Origin of the sequence: Streptomyces sp. DH-12, assembly GCF_002899455.1 — a bacterium.
Lineage (GTDB): Bacteria > Actinomycetota > Actinomycetes > Streptomycetales > Streptomycetaceae > Streptomyces.
On sequence record NZ_PPFB01000001.1, the window covers coordinates 4091131 to 4107356 of the forward strand.

Annotated in this window: 12 protein-coding genes and 5 tRNA genes; 7 read left to right on the forward strand and 10 right to left on the reverse strand. The window is 71.7% G+C overall.

The window, feature by feature from the left end; all coding sequences use genetic code 11:
• Positions 1-80: 80 nt before the first annotated feature.
• Both C1708_RS17285 and C1708_RS17290 read right to left on the reverse strand, forming a co-directional pair.
• The gene (locus tag C1708_RS17285) at positions 81-329 is read right to left on the reverse strand and encodes a DUF3073 domain-containing protein (protein ID WP_106413527.1); all 249 of its coding nucleotides are present in this window, start codon (positions 327-329) and stop codon (positions 81-83) included.
• A 320-nt stretch (positions 330-649) separates the two neighbouring features.
• Entirely contained in the window at positions 650-1738 is a 1089-nt protein-coding gene (locus tag C1708_RS17290; RefSeq protein WP_106413528.1) for a Leu/Phe/Val dehydrogenase, read from the reverse strand.
• A 219-nt stretch (positions 1739-1957) separates the two neighbouring features.
• Here C1708_RS17290 and C1708_RS17295 point away from each other — a divergent pair, with 219 nt between their 5' ends.
• Positions 1958-2800 (forward strand): DUF8083 family protein, encoded by an 843-nt coding sequence (locus C1708_RS17295; protein WP_106413529.1) that lies wholly within the window; start codon positions 1958-1960, stop codon positions 2798-2800.
• Positions 2801-3339: 539 nt separating this feature from the next.
• Complete coding sequence (gene bldC, locus C1708_RS17300) at positions 3340-3546, forward strand: developmental transcriptional regulator BldC (RefSeq protein ID WP_003949541.1); 207 nt, start codon at positions 3340-3342, stop codon at positions 3544-3546.
• 439 nt (positions 3547-3985) lie between these two features.
• Here bldC and C1708_RS17305 read toward each other — a convergent pair whose 3' ends face one another.
• The 7 genes from C1708_RS17305 to C1708_RS17335 all read right to left on the reverse strand — a co-directional run bounded on the left by C1708_RS17305 (position 3986) and on the right by C1708_RS17335 (position 10658).
• Positions 3986-4204 (reverse strand): DUF6274 family protein, encoded by a 219-nt coding sequence (locus tag C1708_RS17305; protein ID WP_106413530.1) that lies wholly within the window; start codon positions 4202-4204, stop codon positions 3986-3988.
• 218 nt (positions 4205-4422) lie between these two features.
• Positions 4423-4497, reverse strand: a tRNA-Asp gene (locus C1708_RS17310).
• A gap of 92 nt (positions 4498-4589) precedes the next feature.
• Entirely contained in the window at positions 4590-8567 is a 3978-nt protein-coding gene (hrpA, locus tag C1708_RS17315; RefSeq protein WP_106413531.1) for an ATP-dependent RNA helicase HrpA, read from the reverse strand.
• Between the two features lie 94 nt (positions 8568-8661).
• A tRNA-Phe gene (locus C1708_RS17320) sits at positions 8662-8735 on the reverse strand.
• A gap of 24 nt (positions 8736-8759) precedes the next feature.
• Positions 8760-8834: transfer RNA gene (locus C1708_RS17325), tRNA-Asp, on the reverse strand.
• Positions 8835-8873: 39 nt separating this feature from the next.
• A tRNA-Glu gene (locus tag C1708_RS17330) sits at positions 8874-8946 on the reverse strand.
• An 80-nt stretch (positions 8947-9026) separates the two neighbouring features.
• Positions 9027-10658 (reverse strand): metallophosphoesterase family protein, encoded by a 1632-nt coding sequence (locus tag C1708_RS17335; protein ID WP_106413532.1) that lies wholly within the window; start codon positions 10656-10658, stop codon positions 9027-9029.
• An 83-nt stretch (positions 10659-10741) separates the two neighbouring features.
• Here C1708_RS17335 and C1708_RS17340 point away from each other — a divergent pair, with 83 nt between their 5' ends.
• The 4 genes from C1708_RS17340 (at position 10742) to C1708_RS17355 (ending at position 14387) form a co-directional block, all read left to right on the forward strand.
• Positions 10742-11092 carry a metallopeptidase family protein gene (locus tag C1708_RS17340; RefSeq protein ID WP_026244081.1) on the forward strand — a complete coding sequence of 117 codons (351 nt, stop codon included), beginning with the start codon at positions 10742-10744 and terminating at the stop codon, positions 11090-11092.
• Between the two features lie 72 nt (positions 11093-11164).
• Positions 11165-11716, forward strand: a complete 552-nt coding sequence (locus tag C1708_RS17345; protein ID WP_106413533.1) for a hypothetical protein — start codon at positions 11165-11167, stop codon at positions 11714-11716.
• Positions 11717-11961: 245 nt separating this feature from the next.
• On the forward strand, positions 11962-14160 hold the full coding sequence (locus C1708_RS17350; protein WP_106413534.1) for a DEAD/DEAH box helicase: 2199 nt from the start codon (positions 11962-11964) through the stop codon (positions 14158-14160).
• Between the two features lie 154 nt (positions 14161-14314).
• Positions 14315-14387: transfer RNA gene (locus tag C1708_RS17355), tRNA-Lys, on the forward strand.
• A 95-nt stretch (positions 14388-14482) separates the two neighbouring features.
• Here the strand turns inward: C1708_RS17355 and C1708_RS17360 are convergent.
• Positions 14483-14776: a DUF3040 domain-containing protein gene (locus tag C1708_RS17360; RefSeq protein WP_106413535.1), complete on the reverse strand. Its 294-nt coding sequence runs from the start codon at positions 14774-14776 to the stop codon at positions 14483-14485.
• A 393-nt stretch (positions 14777-15169) separates the two neighbouring features.
• On the opposite strand from C1708_RS17360, the gene C1708_RS17365 reads away from it, so the two are divergent.
• A complete protein-coding gene (locus tag C1708_RS17365) occupies positions 15170-16216 on the forward strand; it encodes a HAMP domain-containing sensor histidine kinase (protein WP_106413536.1) in 1047 nt (348 codons plus the stop codon).
• Positions 16217-16226: the final 10 nt, after the last annotated feature.

Consider the following 16226-nt stretch of genomic DNA (forward strand, 5'->3'; position numbering starts at 1 on the left):
CGGCCGACGAGGCCGGTCCGGGCAGCACTGAACCCGGCGGGTGACCGGGATCACCGACCGGGTTCATGCATCACGCAAGGTCAGGCACCGCGACGCTGTTGCGAGGACGGGCCGTCCTCGTCCTCCTCGTCGTCCTCGTAGAGGTCGGCGTACCGTGCGTACAGGTCGTCGTCTTGCTCATCGTCCTCGAAACGGTCACCGTTCGGTGACTGATTCGATGTCGATGCGCCCAGCTCCTCGGCCAGGCGTGAGAGGTCAGTCCCACCGCTGTTGTACTTCAGCTGGCGGGCGACCTTCGTCTGCTTGGCCTTGGCCCGGCCGCGCCCCATGGCTCGACCCCCTCAACGACGGGGCTCGACGGCCCCAGAGTCTTGACACGCGTTCATGGTCCAGAACGGGCTCTCCATGGAGAGACCGGTCCGTAGGGCTTCCACGGTACCTGAGCCCGCGCCCATACGGTACGTCGCCCGTATGACGTGCCCGCGCCCGGGACCGTCGAGGCGCCCCGTCCTCGCTGGTCAACCGCGATAATAACCACTTATCGACGGTCGACCCGCCGGGAGAAGTGAGAGTTCTCTCCAAGTGCCCCCCGGCGGGTACCGCTCATGTGTGCGAAAGCGCCTCGATCGGGGGTGCTTTCGCACGGGCCTCACCGCCGCGGACGCGCCTCCGCCATCCGCTGCTCGGCGATCCGGTCGGCCGCGGCGGCCGGCGGAATACCGTCCTCCTTCGCACGTGCGAATATGGCGAGCGTGGTGTCGAAGATCTTCGACGCCTTCGCCTTGCACCGGTCGAAGTCGAAGCCGTGCAGCTCGTCGGCGACCTGGATCACGCCGCCGGCGTTCACCACGTAGTCCGGCGCGTAGAGGATCCCGCGGTCGGCGAGGTCCTTCTCCACGCCCGGGTGGGCGAGCTGGTTGTTGGCCGCGCCGCAGACCACCTTGGCGGTCAGCACCGGCACGGTGTCGTCGTTCAGGGCGCCGCCGAGCGCGCACGGGGCGTAGACGTCCAGGCCCTCGGTGCGGATCAGCGCCTCGGTGTCGGCCACCGCCGACACGCCCTCGGGGTGCCGGTCGAGGATCCGGCGGACGGCGTCCTCGCGCACGTCGGTGATCACGACCTCGGCGCCCTCGGCCCGCAGGTGCTCCACCAGGTGGTGCCCGACCTTGCCCACGCCCGCGATGCCGACCTTGCGGTCCCGCAGCGACGGGTCGCCCCACAGGTGCTGGGCGGCGGCCCGCATGCCCTGGTAGACGCCGTAGGAGGTGAGCACCGAGGAGTCGCCCGCGCCGCCGTTCTCGGGGGAGCGGCCGGTGGTCCAGCGGCACTCCCGGGCGACGACGTCCATGTCGGCGACATAGGTGCCGACGTCGCAGGCGGTGACGTAGCGGCCGCCGAGGGAGGCGACGAACCGGCCGTAGGCCAGCAGCAGTTCCTCGGTCTTGATGCGCTCCGGGTCGCCGATGATCACGGCCTTGCCGCCGCCGTGGTCGAGACCGGCCATGGCGTTCTTGTACGACATTCCGCGCGCCAGGTTCAGCGCGTCGGCGACGGCCTCCTCCTCGGAGGCGTACGGGTAGAAGCGCGTGCCGCCCAGGGCGGGGCCCAGGGCGGTGGAGTGGAGGGCGATGACGGCCTTGAGGCCGCTGGCACGGTCCTGGCAGAGCACGACTTGTTCGTGGCCGCCCTGGTCCGAACGGAACAGGGTGTGCAGGACGCCGTCAGATACGTCGGTCACTGTGGTGACTCCTGAGTAAGTAGCGGCGGGTGGGACGGGCTCCCGTACGGGTGGCGGGGGCTGTGGCACGAGAGTAGATCCTCGCGCGCCCGACGGCGCCACTGTGTCCCGGATCACCTCCGTCCGGAGTACCGCGTGCGGCGATCTGCCGGATTTGCCACCCGTCCGGGCGGGGTCCGGCCAGGTTTTCGCAGCGGTCCGCGGGGGAGGGAGCAGAACGTGACCAAGGTGTCCTCGGTGATCGTCCCCTACGCCTCCTACCTGCGCGTGTACGAACCGCTGGCCGCCTTCCCCGAGCCGGAGCGCGGCCACTGGGAGCGGTACGCCCGCCGGCCCGGCCTCCCCTCCTACCAGGACGAGCTGCGCCGGTCGCTGGCCGACCTGGCGCCCACCCCGCCGGTGCCCGTCCCGGTGCACGAGAGCGAGGACGCGTTCGTGCTGGAGACGGACGGCGAGGTCCGCGTCTGTCCGTGGCGCACCCGGCTGCGCGGCTGGCAGGCCCTGGGGGAGCTCGCGGAGGAGTATCCGCTGCCGGTCCTGGACGCCCTGCTGCCCCCGGTCGTGCGGCACCAGACGAGCCGGGACTACGAGCGGTGGCTGGCCGAGCACCCCGACGCGCGGCCGTGGATCCGGACCTCCACCTGGCAGGTGCCGATCAACTGGTTCGTGCTCTTCGCCGACGAGGAGCGCGAGTACGCCGAGGCCTCCGCCGGGGAGGACCCGGTCCTTCGCTATCGCACGCCCATGGTCCAGGCGCGGCGCCGGGTGGCGCGGGGGCTGCGGACGCTGCGGGACGCCGTGGACGAGAGCCTGCTGATCGACGGCCTGGTGGACGTCGGCCGCTGGCTGGAGGAGTTCCACCCGCGCTCGCTGGTCGAGCTGGACTACGGGGGCCTCGTGCACGCCGTGCCGGCCGGCGCCCTGGAGGGCGATCATTCGGCGGCCGACGTCGGGGAGGGGATCGCGGCGCTGCGGCGGGGCGACGAAGGGAGCGCGGCAGAGGCCTACGGGCGCCTCGTCGAGCGCTGGCGCGCGGTGCGTGACCTGCGCTCGGCGAACTGACGTTTGACCAAACGCTCTTCTTGGGGTTTTGTCTTCGCCCTGAGGTGGTTGAAGTCGCGTCAGTCCTGAGGCGACATCGGACGTAGCGGCTGTTCCGGGCGTACGTCTCAAGCGTGTCAAGCGTGACGGACCGCACGTACAAGACCCTTGCGTCCCTTGCCCCTCCTCGTGCCAAAATAGGACAAGGAGTCCGGGGAGGACTCCTCCGTCCTGCTGTGCTCCACTATGGGCGGAATCTCAGCATTGCACGCTTTGGGGGGTCCGGTGACTCCTGCATGCTGCTGTGACTGATCGTCACAGGGGCGTGACTGTCCGCTATGGCATGGTCCATCGGCTTCCGCGGCTGATGAACACCTGGGAGGGCAATTCCATCGGTTTGGCCGACGTGGCTGGACAGATGGTGTAGTTGTAGTGCCGAGGACAAGCCGTTCGTCCTATAACCGACTCGACTCGCGTCCGCCATTTCGGGCAACGCGGGTCAAGGTGCAGAATTTAGAGGAAAGAACCGAGAAGGTTCGGTTCTCCCGAGGAGGCCGCTCATGACCGCTCGCACCCCTGATGCCGAGCCGCTGCTGACCCCCGCTGAGGTTGCCACCATGTTCCGCGTCGACCCGAAGACGGTCACGCGCTGGGCGAAGGCCGGCAAGCTCACGTCGATCCGCACGCTCGGCGGGCACCGCCGCTACCGCGAGGCCGAGGTCCGCGCACTGCTCGCGGGTATCCCGCAGCAGCGCAGCGAGGCCTGAACCTGCATGAACCGGGCAGAACCGGCTGGTCCCCCACCGGCCGTGACGCCCGCGACCTTTAGCTCCAAGCGACGCGGGGACTGCCCCAACAGCCCTCTCGCCCAACGGACTCAGAGCTTCACAGCCAACTGAACACCGGGTGCGTCGTCGATCGCGCTGGACTCCGCCGGGTCCAGCGCGATCTTTTTTGTGCGCTGGCGGTGGGTGCGCCCGCAGGTCCTGACGGTCTCAACGGCCTTCCGTGCGCGCGGGTTTGCCGGAGTCCGAGGGCGCCTGTGGGCTCGGCCCCGAGCGGGGCCGGCGCGGAGTCTTCGGGACAGTGCAATTGCACATATTAAATTGACCTGTTGTAGGCGGGGTGTAAGTTCCACCATGGTGAAAACTCATGCGGTGACACCCGTCACATACCGGTCGGGTTGTTGAGCCCACGGCATATGCGCTAGAGGGAACGTGGATCGACGGCGGCTTGTTCCTCCGGACCCTCGACCGGTTCGGACGGCTCGGCGGCCCCGGCGCCGTCGAAGGGCGCGGAGTCCATCGCCAGGCGCTGCAGGCGGTGGCAGACCGGGCAGTGCCGGGTGAGATGCCGGTACGACGACGCGGCCGCGAGGTGCGCGCGGAGCAGGGCCCGCGTCTCGTGCCTGGCCGATGCCGCCATACGCCGCCTCCAGGTCCCCTGCGGACACGTGCCCCGTTCCTGGAGTACCGGGGGGCCGACGGGCCGTCAAGACGGCGCAGGGGCCCGCGACAGGGGCTGTGAGCCCTCCCCGGGCCACGGGCCTGCTGTGGAGTCCTCCGGGCGGCCCCGGGGCGTCGGACGGTTCTCCACATGCGGAAGGCCCGCCATCCCTTACGGGGGGCGGGCCTTCCGGTATGCGGTCCTGACGGGATTTGAACCCGCGGCCTCCACCTTGACAGGGTGGCGAGCACTCCAAACTGCTCCACAGGACCAGGATCGCTGCGCTTTTCCTGCGTTGCGCTGCGAGAAGGACTGTACAGGAGCGGGAGCCCCCTGGTCGAACTCACCCTGTGTGCGGGTCCCGTCACGGCGCCGCGGCGTCGATCGCCTTCACGATCCGCTTGTCCGACACCGGGTACGCCGTGCCCAGGGCGTGGGCGAAGTAGCTGACCCGCAGCTCCTCGATCATCCAGCGGATGTCCCGCACCTGCTGCGGCACCGGCCGCCCCTGCGGCATCTGTTCCAGCAGCCAGGCGTACTCGTCCTGCATCTCGTGGACCTTCGCCATGCGCGTGGTGTCCCGCTGCACGTTCGTCGGCATCTGCTGGAGCCGGCGGTCCGCGGCCACCAGGTACCGCATCAGGTCGGGCAGTCGGCGCAGCCCCGTCTCCGTCACGAAGCCCGGCCGCACCAGCCCGTCGAGCTGCGTGCGGACGTCCTGGAGGTTCGGCAGCAGCGCGGGGCTGCGGACGCCCTTCAGGCGGCGCTCACAGGCCTGCCAGGCGGCCAGCACCTGCTGGACCTGGCCGACCGCCCGGACCGTCGTGTCGACGATCTCCGCGCGCACCTTGTCGAACAGCTTCCGGTACGACTCCTCGTCCCACACCGGGCCGCCGAAGTCCGCGATCAGCTTGTCCGCCGCGGCCATGGCGCAGTCGTCGAACAGCGCCTGCACCGAGCCGTGCGGATTGGCGGACAGGGCGAGCTTCTGAGGGTTGGTCAGCTTTTCGGAAGCGAACTTCGCGGGGTTGACCGGGATGCCCAGCAGGATCAGCCGCCGGGTGCCCTTCCACATCGCCTCCGCCTGCTCGGCCTCCGAGTCGAACAGCCGCACCGACACCGAGTCGCCGTCGTCCACCAGCGCCGGGTACGCCTTCACCGGCTGGCCGGCCCGACGGGTCTCGAACACCCGGGTGAGCGAACCGATCGTCCAGTCCGTCAGTCCCCTGCGCTCCAGCGACTCCCCGCCCCGGCGCTGCGCCGTGGCGGCGGCCGCCTGCGACAGCGCCTTGCGCGCCTTGGGCCGCAGCTGGAGCTTGAGCGCCTCCAGGTCCTTGTCCTCGGCGAGCGTGCGGCGCCGCTCGTCGACGATCCGGAACGTCACCTTCAAGTGGTCCGGGACGCGGGACCAGTCGAAGTCGTCCGCCTCGAACGGCACGCCGACCATCCGCTTCAGCTCGCGGGCCATCGTGACGGTCAGCGGCTCCTGCAGCGGCACCGCGCGCTCCAGGAACGCCTTCGCGTAGTTCGGCGCGGGGACGTAGTTGCGCCGGATCGGCTTGGGCAGGGAGCGGATCAGCTCGGTGACGACCTCTTCCCGCAGACCCGGGATCTGCCAGTCGAAGCCCTCGTCCGTGACCTGGTTCAGCACCTGGAGCGGGATGTGGACGGTGACGCCGTCCGCGTCCGCCCCGGGCTCGAACTGGTACGTCACACGGAACTTGAGCGGGCCCTGGTGCCAGGAGTCGGGGTAGTCGGCCTTGGTGACCGCGTCCGCCGACTCACGGATCAGCATCTCCCGCTCGAAGTCGAGGAAGTCGGGCTGCTCGCGCCGCTTGTGCTTCCACCACGAGTCGAAGTGCGCCCCCGACACCACGTGCTCGGGGATCCGCTGGTCGTAGAAGTCGAAGAGGGTCTCGTCGTCGACCAGGATGTCCCGGCGCCGCGCCCGGTGCTCCAGCTCCTCGACCTCGGTCAGCAGTTTGCGGTTGTCCGCGAAGAACTTGTGGTGCGTGCGCCAGTCGCCCTCGACCAGGGCGTTGCGGATGAACAGCTCGCGGGACAGCTCCGGGTCGATCCGGCCGTAGTTCACCTTCCGCTGCGCCACGATCGGCACGCCGTACAGCGTGACCTTCTCGTACGCCATCACGGCCGCCTGGTCCTTCTCCCAGTGCGGCTCGCTGTAGGTGCGCTTGATCAGGTGCTCCGCGAGCGGCTCCACCCATTCCGGCTCGATCTTCGCGTTGACCCGCGCCCACAGCCGGGACGTCTCCACCAGCTCCGCCGACATCACGAACCGCGGCGGCTTCTTGAACAGGGCGGAGCCCGGGAAGATGGCGAACTTGGCGTTGCGCGCGCCGAGATACTCGTTGCGTCCGCCGTCGCGCCGGCCGCCCTGTCCGGAGTCCTTGGACTCCTTCACGTCCTTCATGCCGATGTGCGAGAGCAGCCCGGACAGCAGCGAGACGTGGATGCGGTCGGCGGGGGCGTCCTGGTCGTCGAGGTGCATGCCCATCTGCTTGGCGACGGTCCGCAGCTGGGCGTAGATGTCCTGCCACTCGCGGATCCGCAGGAAGTTCAGGTACTCCTGCTTGCACATCCGCCGGAACGACGACGAACCGCGCTCCTTCTGCTGCTCGCGGATGTACCGCCACAGGTTGAGGAAGGCGAGGAAGTCGCTGGTCTCGTCACGGAACCGGGCGTGCTGCTGGTCGGCCTGCGTCTGCTTGTCGGAGGGCCGCTCGCGCGGGTCCTGGATCGACAGGGCGGCCGCGATGACCATGACCTCGCGGACGCAGCCGTTGCGCTCGGCCTCCAGCACCATGCGCGCCAGCCGGGGGTCCACCGGCAGCTGGGCCAGCTTCCGGCCGGTCTGCGTGAGGCGCTTGCGCGGGTCCTTCTGCGTGGGGTCCAGCGCACCGAGCTCCTGGAGCAGCTGGACGCCGTCGCGGATGTTGCGGTGGTCCGGCGGGTCGATGAAGGGGAACTTCTCGATCTCGCCCAGGCCGGCGGCCGTCATCTGGAGGATGACCGAGGCGAGGTTGGTCCGCAGGATCTCCGCGTCGGTGAACTCCGGACGGGACAGGAAGTCGTCCTCGCTGTACAGCCGGATGCAGATGCCGTCCGAGGTACGGCCGCAGCGGCCCTTGCGCTGGTTGGCGCTGGCCTGCGAGATCGGCTCGATCGGCAGCCGCTGCACCTTGGTGCGGTGGCTGTAGCGCGAGATGCGGGCGAAGCCCGGGTCGATGACGTACTTGATGCCGGGGACGGTGAGGGAGGTCTCGGCCACGTTGGTCGCCAGCACGATCCGGCGGCCGCCGTGCGGCTGGAACACCCGGTGCTGTTCGGCGTGCGACAGCCGGGCGTACAGCGGCAGCACCTCGGTGGAACGGTACCGCTTCCTGGTCAGCGCGTCCGCGGTGTCCCGGATCTCCCGCTCACCGGAGAGGAACACCAGGATGTCGCCGGGTCCCTCCGCCATCAGCTCCTCGACGGCGTCGGTGATCGCGGTGATCTGGTCCCGGTCGGCGTCGTCGGAGTCCTCCTCCAGCAGCGGCCGGTACCGCACCTCCACCGGATACGTGCGCCCGCTGACCTCGATGATCGGGGCGTCGTCGAAGTGCCGGGAGAAGCGCTCGGGGTCGATGGTCGCCGAGGTGATGACGACCTTGAGGTCGGGACGCTTCGGCAGCAGCTGTGCGAGATAGCCGAGCAGGAAGTCGATGTTCAGCGACCGCTCGTGCGCCTCGTCGATGATGATCGTGTCGTAGGCGCGCAGTTCGCGGTCGGTCTGGATCTCCGCGAGGAGGATGCCGTCCGTCATCAGCTTGATGAACGTGGCGTCCGGGTTCACCTGGTCGGTGAAGCGGACCTTCCAGCCGACGGCCTCGCCGAGCGGGGTGTCCAGCTCCTCGGCGACGCGCTCGGCCACCGTGCGGGCCGCGATCCGCCGGGGCTGGGTGTGCCCGATCATGCCGCGGACGCCCCGGCCCAGCTCCATGCAGATCTTCGGGATCTGCGTGGTCTTGCCGGAGCCCGTCTCACCGGCCACGATCACCACCTGGTGATCACGGATGGCCTCGGCGATGGCGTCCTTCTTCTGGCTGACGGGCAGCTGCTCGGGATACCTGACCTCCGGCACCCTGGCCCGGCGCGCCGCCATCCGCTCCTCGGCCGCGGCGACCTCCGCCTCGATCTCACCGAGCACGGCGGCACGCGCCTCCGGCTTACGGATCTTGCGGGCGCCCTCCAGCCGCCGCCCGAGCCGGTGCGCATCGCGCAGCGACAGTTCGGAGAGGCGGGAGGCGAGGGAGCCGAGGGCGGGGGCAGAGTGCGTAGACATACGGACTCCAGGATCTCAGACCGCGGAAAAACGCGGCGAGTCATTTTGCCGGGGCACACAACAAGGCCCCGATCGGAGATCGGGGCCTTGGCTGTGGCTGGGGCCGGGGTCGAACCGGCGACCTTCCGCTTTTCAGGCGGACGCTCGTACCAACTGAGCTACCCAGCCGCGGTGTTTCACGTGAAACACCAGCGGTCCTGACGGGATTTGAACCCGCGGCCTCCACCTTGACAGGGTGGCGAGCACTCCAAACTGCTCCACAGGACCAAGCTTGTGTCGTACGACAGTGTCGCACAGGGTGGTGCGTGCCCCCAACGGGATTCGAACCCGTGCTACCGCCTTGAAAGGGCGGCGTCCTAGGCCGCTAGACGATGAGGGCTATCGGCCCGCCTGGGCGCTTCTCAGCGCGTCGGGGACGTGAGAAGCATATGGGATGGCGGGACGGTTCGCCAAAACCGTTTAGGAGCGGGGCCGCGACGGCGTGGCGGTGGAGGGCGGGGGAGTGTTCCCCGACGGGCTGCCGGAGGGGGAGCCGGAGGCGCTTCCCGAGGGGGACGGGGAGGCGCCCGCGCCCGGCTGGTTCTCCTCGGGCAGGTGCCGGCTGACCTCCGCCGTGGTCAGGCCGAGGCCGCCCAGCTCGATCGAGTCCCAGGCCTGGAGACGCCTGGTGTCCCGGTCGAAGTAGAGGATCGACGTCTCGATGGGGTCCGGGTACTCCCCCTCGATCGCACGCAGACCGCTGCCGCCGGTGGAGCCCTCGACGCGCAGCCGGGTGCCGTACCGCATCACCTCGGTGTCCTCGCGGTGCAGGTGACCGGAGAGGACCAGCGGCACGGTGCCGTCGACCTCGCGGGCCGCCGAGGGCTCGTGGACGACCGCCACGTCCACGGGGGTGCCGGCCCTCTTCTGGTCCCGCATCGCGGAGGCGAGACGGGCGCCCGCCAGCTCCTGGGACTGCTCGGCCCCGGTCCTCCGGGTGCGGTCGGGGGTGAACTGCGGGTCGCCGATGCCCGCGAACCGCAGGCCCGCTACGGTCCTCGCCCGCCCGTCGTCAAGGACGTGCACGTTCCTCATCCGTTCGAGATGGCGCTGGGTGACGAGCGAGTCGTGGTTGCCGCGCACCCACACGTACGGGGCGCCCAGGTCCTCGATCGGGTCCAGGAAGCCGTTCTCGGCGGCCGTGCCGTGGTCCATCGTGTCGCCGGAGTCCACGATCACGTCCACCTGGTACTGCTCCACCAGTGAGGCGATGATCTTCCAGCTCGCGGGATTGAGGTGGATGTCGGAGACGTGCAGGACGCGGATGGTGGTCGGGTCCGGCTGGTAGACGGGGAGCGTGGAGGTGGCGTCGTAGAGCTTGGTCACGTTGGTGACCAGACGGGCCAACTCCCGCTGGTAGACGTCGAACTCGGTCACGATGCTGCGCGCGTCGCCGACCAGCGAGGGCGCGGAGGACAGCAGGCCGGAGAACTTCGGCTCCAGCACCGAGTCCGGGTTCCAGGTCGCGTACGCCGTGCCGCCGGACGCGGCCAGCAGGCCGAGGGCGAGCCCCCCGGCGGCCAGGGCGCGGCGCGGGCGGCGATAGACGAGGAGGCCGAGCGTGGCGGCGCCGGTGACGACGGCGACGCAGGAGCGCACGGCGAGGTCCGCGGTGCCGCGGGCGATGTCCTCGGTGACCTCGTCCTGGAGCCCCGAGAGGCGTTCCGGGTGGTCGACGAGGGCCCGGGAGCGCTCGGGGTCGAGCTGGTCGACGTTGACGTCCAGGCGCACCGGGGCGATGTGGCTGTCGAGCTGCAGCGCGCCCAGGGGGGAAACGTTGATCTTCGTCCCGCCGGAGAAGGACGGCCGCAGGGTCATGGTGGTGTTCATGGGGCCGACCGGCACGCGGACGTTGCCGACGACGAGCAGGCCGAGCCACGCACCGAGCAGAACCACCGCGACCAGTCCGAGGGCGCGCGCCCAGGGGCGCGGCCGCGCGTCGAGGGCCGCGGCCGGGGGCGGGCCGGCGGAGCGGGGGCGGCGGGTCAGGGCCTGCGGGAGCCGTGGAAAGCGGTGGAACAGGTTCATGACGGCAGTCGGGACGCGGGCCATTGATCCCCTATGCCCGTACGGGCGGCCGGATATGCGGGCTCCGCCCGCTCTCGTACGGACCGATCGTCCCCGACAATGGCTTCGTGCTGGAGATGACGCGCGAGGAGTTCGAGGAGCTGGTCGCCGAGGCGCTGGACCGGATCCCCCCGGAGCTGACGCGGCTCATGGACAACGTCGCGGTGTTCGTGGAGGACGAGCCGCCGGCGGACGACCCGGAGCTGCTCGGGCTGTACGAGGGGACGCCGCTGACCGAGCGGGGGGAGTGGTACGCCGGGGTGCTGCCCGACCGGATCACCGTCTACCGGGGGCCGACCCTGCGGATGTGCGAGTCCCGGGAGGACGTGGTCACGGAGACCGAGATCACAGTGGTGCACGAGATCGCGCACCACTTCGGGATCGACGACGCCCGGCTGCACGCGCTCGGCTACGGATAGGCCGTCCGCGTGTCCTCCTGCGGGTGACGGGAGTTGGGGTTGTCGACCCTGTACTCCAACCGGAGGTGGCCCGTGCGCCGCTTGTACGTACCCGTCCGCCTGGCCGCCACGGTCGTGGCGGTCGCCGCTGCCGCCGGATGCGTGAGCGTGGGTGACGACGGCACCGGGGGAAAGGCCGGGCCGTCCCCCTCCGCGGGCCGGCCGGGCGGCGAGGCCCCGGACGGCGCGGTCGTCGAGCCGGGCGGCAGGGCCGGTCACGGAGCCGCCGGGGGCGACGGCGGACGCGGCGGGGGCGGCGACCGGGACAGGAGCGGCGAGGACGAGGGGAAGGACCGCGACGAGGAGCGCCCCTCCCCGTCCGGCGGCCGGCCGTCCGCCGACGCGAGCCGCCCCGCGCAGGACGACGGGGGCGGTTCCGGCGAACCCGCGCGCCCGAGCCCCGACGACCGCCCCGGTCCGCCGGAGCCCAGCCGGACCCCGGAACCGCAGCCCTCGGACCCGCCGCCCGACCCTGGGCCCACCTCCGAGCCGACCCAGGCCGAGCCGTCCTCGTCCGCCCACCAGCCGCCCGAGGCCCAGCTCGCGCAGCGGGAGCCCGCGCCGAGAGCGGGGGCGCCGGCCTAGCCGTCACCGGGCCCCGCCGTCCGGCGGCACCCCTCCCACCTGGCGATTTGCACCCGAGGGGCCGGGGTGCGTATGGTGGCAGATCGTCTGATCCTATTTGCCCGGCGCCACTGCAGAGCGCGCCGTGTGGCGCGTACTCTCTCCCTTGCCGTGGTGGACCGCATTGAGGCGGTCGTAATTGCGAACTGCGAATCACGGAGTTGACGGGCGCGTGCCGAAGAGACTCCGGAAGGTTTCGCATTCGTATGCCCATCGCCAGTACTGATCACGTCGTCGTGCCCGAGAACACCGAGGACACCGACACCACCGCCGCCACCGAGGCGGCGGCCCCCGAGACCACCTTCGCCGACCTCGGCCTCCCCGAGGGCGTCGTGCGCAAGCTCGCGCAGAACGGCGTGACCAACCCCTTCCCGATCCAGGCCGCGACCATCCCGGACGCCCTGGCCGGCAAGGACATCCTCGGCCGCGGCCGCACCGGCTCCGGCAAGACCCTCTCCTTCGGTCTGCCGACCCTGGCGCAGCTCGCCGGCGGCCGCACCGAGAAGCACAAGCCGCGCGCCGTCATCCTGACGCCGACCCGCGAGCTGGCCATGCAGGTGGCCGACGCCCTCCAGCCCTACGGCGACGTCCTCGGCCTGAAGATGAAGGTCGTCTGCGGCGGCACCTCCATGGGCAACCAGATCTACGCCCTCGAGCGCGGCGTCGACGTCCTCGTCGCCACCCCGGGCCGGCTGCGCGACATCATCAACCGCGGCGCCTGCTCCCTGGAGAACGTGGAGATCGCGGTCCTCGACGAGGCCGACCAGATGTCCGACCTCGGCTTCATGCCCGAGGTGACGGAGCTGCTGGACCAGATCCCCGCGGGCGGCCAGCGCATGCTGTTCTCCGCCACCATGGAGAACGAGATCAAGACCCTCGTCGACCGCTACCTCGACTCCCCGGTGTCGCACGAGGTGGACGCGGCACAGGGCGCGGTGACGACCATGTCGCACCACATCCTCGTCGTGAAGCCCAAGGACAAGGCGCCGGTCACCGCGGCCATCGCCTCCCGCAAGGGCCGCACGATCATCTTCGTCCGCACCCAGCTCGGCGCCGACCGCGTCGCCGAGCAGCTGCGCGACGCCGGCGTGAAGGCCGAGGCGCTGCACGGCGGCATGACCCAGGGCGCCCGCACCCGCACCCTGGCCGACTTCAAGGACGGCTACGTCAACGTCCTGGTCGCCACCGACGTCGCCGCCCGCGGCATCCACGTCGACGGCATCGACCTGGTGCTGAACGTCGACCCGGCCGGCGACCACAAGGACTACCTGCACCGCGCCGGCCGCACGGCGCGCGCCGGCCGCACCGGCACGGTCGTCTCCCTGTCGCTGCCGCACCAGCGGCGCCAGATCTTCCGGCTGATGGAGGACGCGGGCGTCGACGCCACGCGCCACATCATCCAGGGCGGCGCCGCCTTCGACCCGGAGGTCGCCGAGATCACCGGCGCCCGGTCGATGACCGAGGTGCAGGCCGAATCCGCCGGCAACGCCGCCCAGCAGGCCGAGCGCGAGGTCGCCCAGCTCACCAAGGAGCTGGAGCGGGCCCAGCGCCGCGCCACCGAGCTGCGCGAGGAGGCCGACCGCCTGCTGGCGCGCGCCGCGCGCGAGCGGGGCGAGGACCCCCAGGCCGTGACCGCCGAGGCGGCCGCCGTGGTCGCCGAGGCCGAGGTGACGCTGCCGGAGCAGCCGACCGCGCGGGACGTCGAGCGGACCGAGCGGACCGAGCGCGCGGAGGCCCCGGCGCCGTACGAGCGGCGTGAGCGGCGGGACGACCGTGACGACCGCGGCGGGTTCCGCCGTGACGACCGCGGTGACCGCGGCGGGTTCCGTCGTGACGACCGCCGGGACGAGCGGGGCGACCGCGGCGGGCGTTCCTTCGAGCGCCGTGACGACCGCGGTGACCGGGGCGGCTTCAACCGCGACCGCGGTGACCGTGGCGGCTTCCGCCGGGACGACCGCCGTGACGACCGTGGCGGCCGGTCCTTCGACCGCCGTGACGGCGACCGCGGCGGCTTCCGCCGGGACGACCGTGACGACCGCGGCGGCTTCCGCCGGGACGACCGCGGTGACCGGGGCGGCTTCAACCGCGACCGCGGTGACCGCGGCGGGTTCCGTCGTGACGACCGCCGGGACGAGCGGGGCGACCGCGGCGGGCGTTCCTTCGAGCGCCGTGACGACCGCGGTGGCTTCAACCGCGACCGCGACCGCGACCGCGGCGGCTTCCGCCGGGACGACCGTCCCGGCCACCGCGGCAGCGACCGCCCCTTCAACCGCGACCGTCAGGGTGACCGCCCGGGCTTCCGCTCCGGCGGCCACGACCGCCCGTACGGCCGTCGTGACGACCACCGCGGCGGCGGCTCCTTCCAGCGCCGCGAGGACAAGCCGCGCTGGAAGCGCAACGGCTGACCCCGCCTCACCGGACCGACCGCCGGGGGCCCGCGCGACACCTGTCGCGCGGGCCCCCGCGCATGTGTGCCCCTCCGGCCGCAACGCCGCCTGCCCGATACCCGATCGGCTCCCCGGCCGCGTCCGGCTATGCTCGGGGAGGCAACATCGCCAGGGGCCCTTAGCTCAATTGGCAGAGCAGTGGACTTTTAATCCATTGGTTGTGGGTTCGAGTCCCACAGGGCCTACCTCCCGCGGGAGGGGGAGCCCCCCGACGCGCGGAACGGCGCTCGTACCGGCCAGGCCGGTACGAGCGCCGTTCGCGTCTCCAGGAAGGGGCGGATCAGTACGGTGACGGGCGCCGGGCGGCGCTCTCGTCCGGGCGCCGGTAGGGGTCGATGAGCTGCACGCCGATCCCGCTGGTCACCAGGCCCGCCGCGATCAGCAGCCCGTCGGGGACGACGATGCCCGCGACCAGCATGCCCAGCCCGATGACCAGCACCCACCAGGCGCCGGCGCGCCGGTACTCGCGCGGGCGGGCCGGGCGGCCGGTGGCCAGGGAACGGGCGAAACGGGGGTCCTCGTGCTCGAGTCGGGCCGCGAGGTCGACCAGGCGATCGTCGTCGGACTGGGGCACGGCTCCTCCTTCCCAGGGGGTGGCCGCCCGGTCACACCGTCGACGGCCGTCGCTCCGAGCACCGGGACGTGCGCGAACCGCCGGCTTGCCGCGAACGCGGGCCGTTGTCCTGGAGTGTGCCCGTGCGCCGAGGTCGTCACCCGCCCGGTACGGAGCCTCCAGCGTGGCCCGTACCGCTCCGCCGGGGCCATCCGTCGCGCCCCCCATCCCCCTGGGGGACCGGTATCCACGGAAGCACGGGCACGGGGCCGCCGACGCCGGGAAAATGGGGACTGTCACGGATGGCGCGGGCCCGGTCCGGGGCGGAGGCTGGACGGTGACGGCCCGCGCCGCGCCCCCGGCCGCGGGCCGTCGGGGGCCTTGAGCGTACCGACGGCGAGGAGGCGGAACCGAGTGCCTCTGTTCTGGCGCATCTTCCTGCTCAACGCCGTCGTGCTCATCGTCGCCACCGCCCTGCTCCTGGGACCCGTCACCGTGTCCACGCCCGTGCTGCTCACCGAGGCCGCGGTGCTCACCGTGGGGCTGGCCGCCATGCTCGTCGCCAACGCCCTGCTGCTGCGCGTCGGCCTCGCCCCGCTGCAGCGCCTGACCCGCGCGATGAACACCACCGACCTGCTCCGCCCGGGGAACCGCCCCGCGGTCGGCGGGCGCGGCGAGATCGCCGAGCTGATCACCACGTACAACACGATGCTCGACCGGCTGGAGGACGAGCGGGCCACCAGCAGTGCCCGCGCGCTGTCCGCGCAGGAGGCGGAACGCCGCCGTGTCGCCCGTGAGCTGCACGACGAGGTGGGCCAGTCGCTGACCGCCGTGCTGCTGCAGCTCAAGCGGGCCGCCGACCACGCTCCGGCCGAGCTCGGCGACGAGCTGCGCCAGGTGCAGGAGACCACCCGCGCCTCCCTGGAGGAGATCCGGCGGATCGCCCGCCGGCTGCGCCCCGGCGTGCTGGACGAGCTGGGCCTGGCCAGTGCCCTCAAGGCGCTCGCCACCGAGTTCGGCGGTCCCGGGCTGAGCGTCCAGCACTGCCTCGACCCCGACCTGCCCGAGCTGGACCGCGAGTCGGAGCTGGTGCTCTACCGGGTCGCGCAGGAGGGCCTCACCAACATCGCCCGGCACGCGGGGGCCCGCCGCGCCGAGCTGGCCCTGCGGAGCACCCCCGGCGGGGTCGAGCTGCGGGTCCGCGACGACGGCCGCGGCATCGGCGGCGCGGACGAGGGCGCCGGCATCCGCGGCATGCGGGAGCGGGCGCTGCTCGTGGGCGCCGAGCTGACCGTGGAGCCCCGTGCCGCCGGCGGTACGGAGCTGCGGCTCGCCGTGCCCGTTCCCGCGCGTTTCCCCGCGCACGTCCTCGTCCCCGTACGGCCCGTGCGGGCGTCCGCCTCCTCGACCGCTCCCGCCGTCGTGCGCCGGTCCGCGCCCGCGCACGCCCCGCCCCCGTGACCGACGTCCC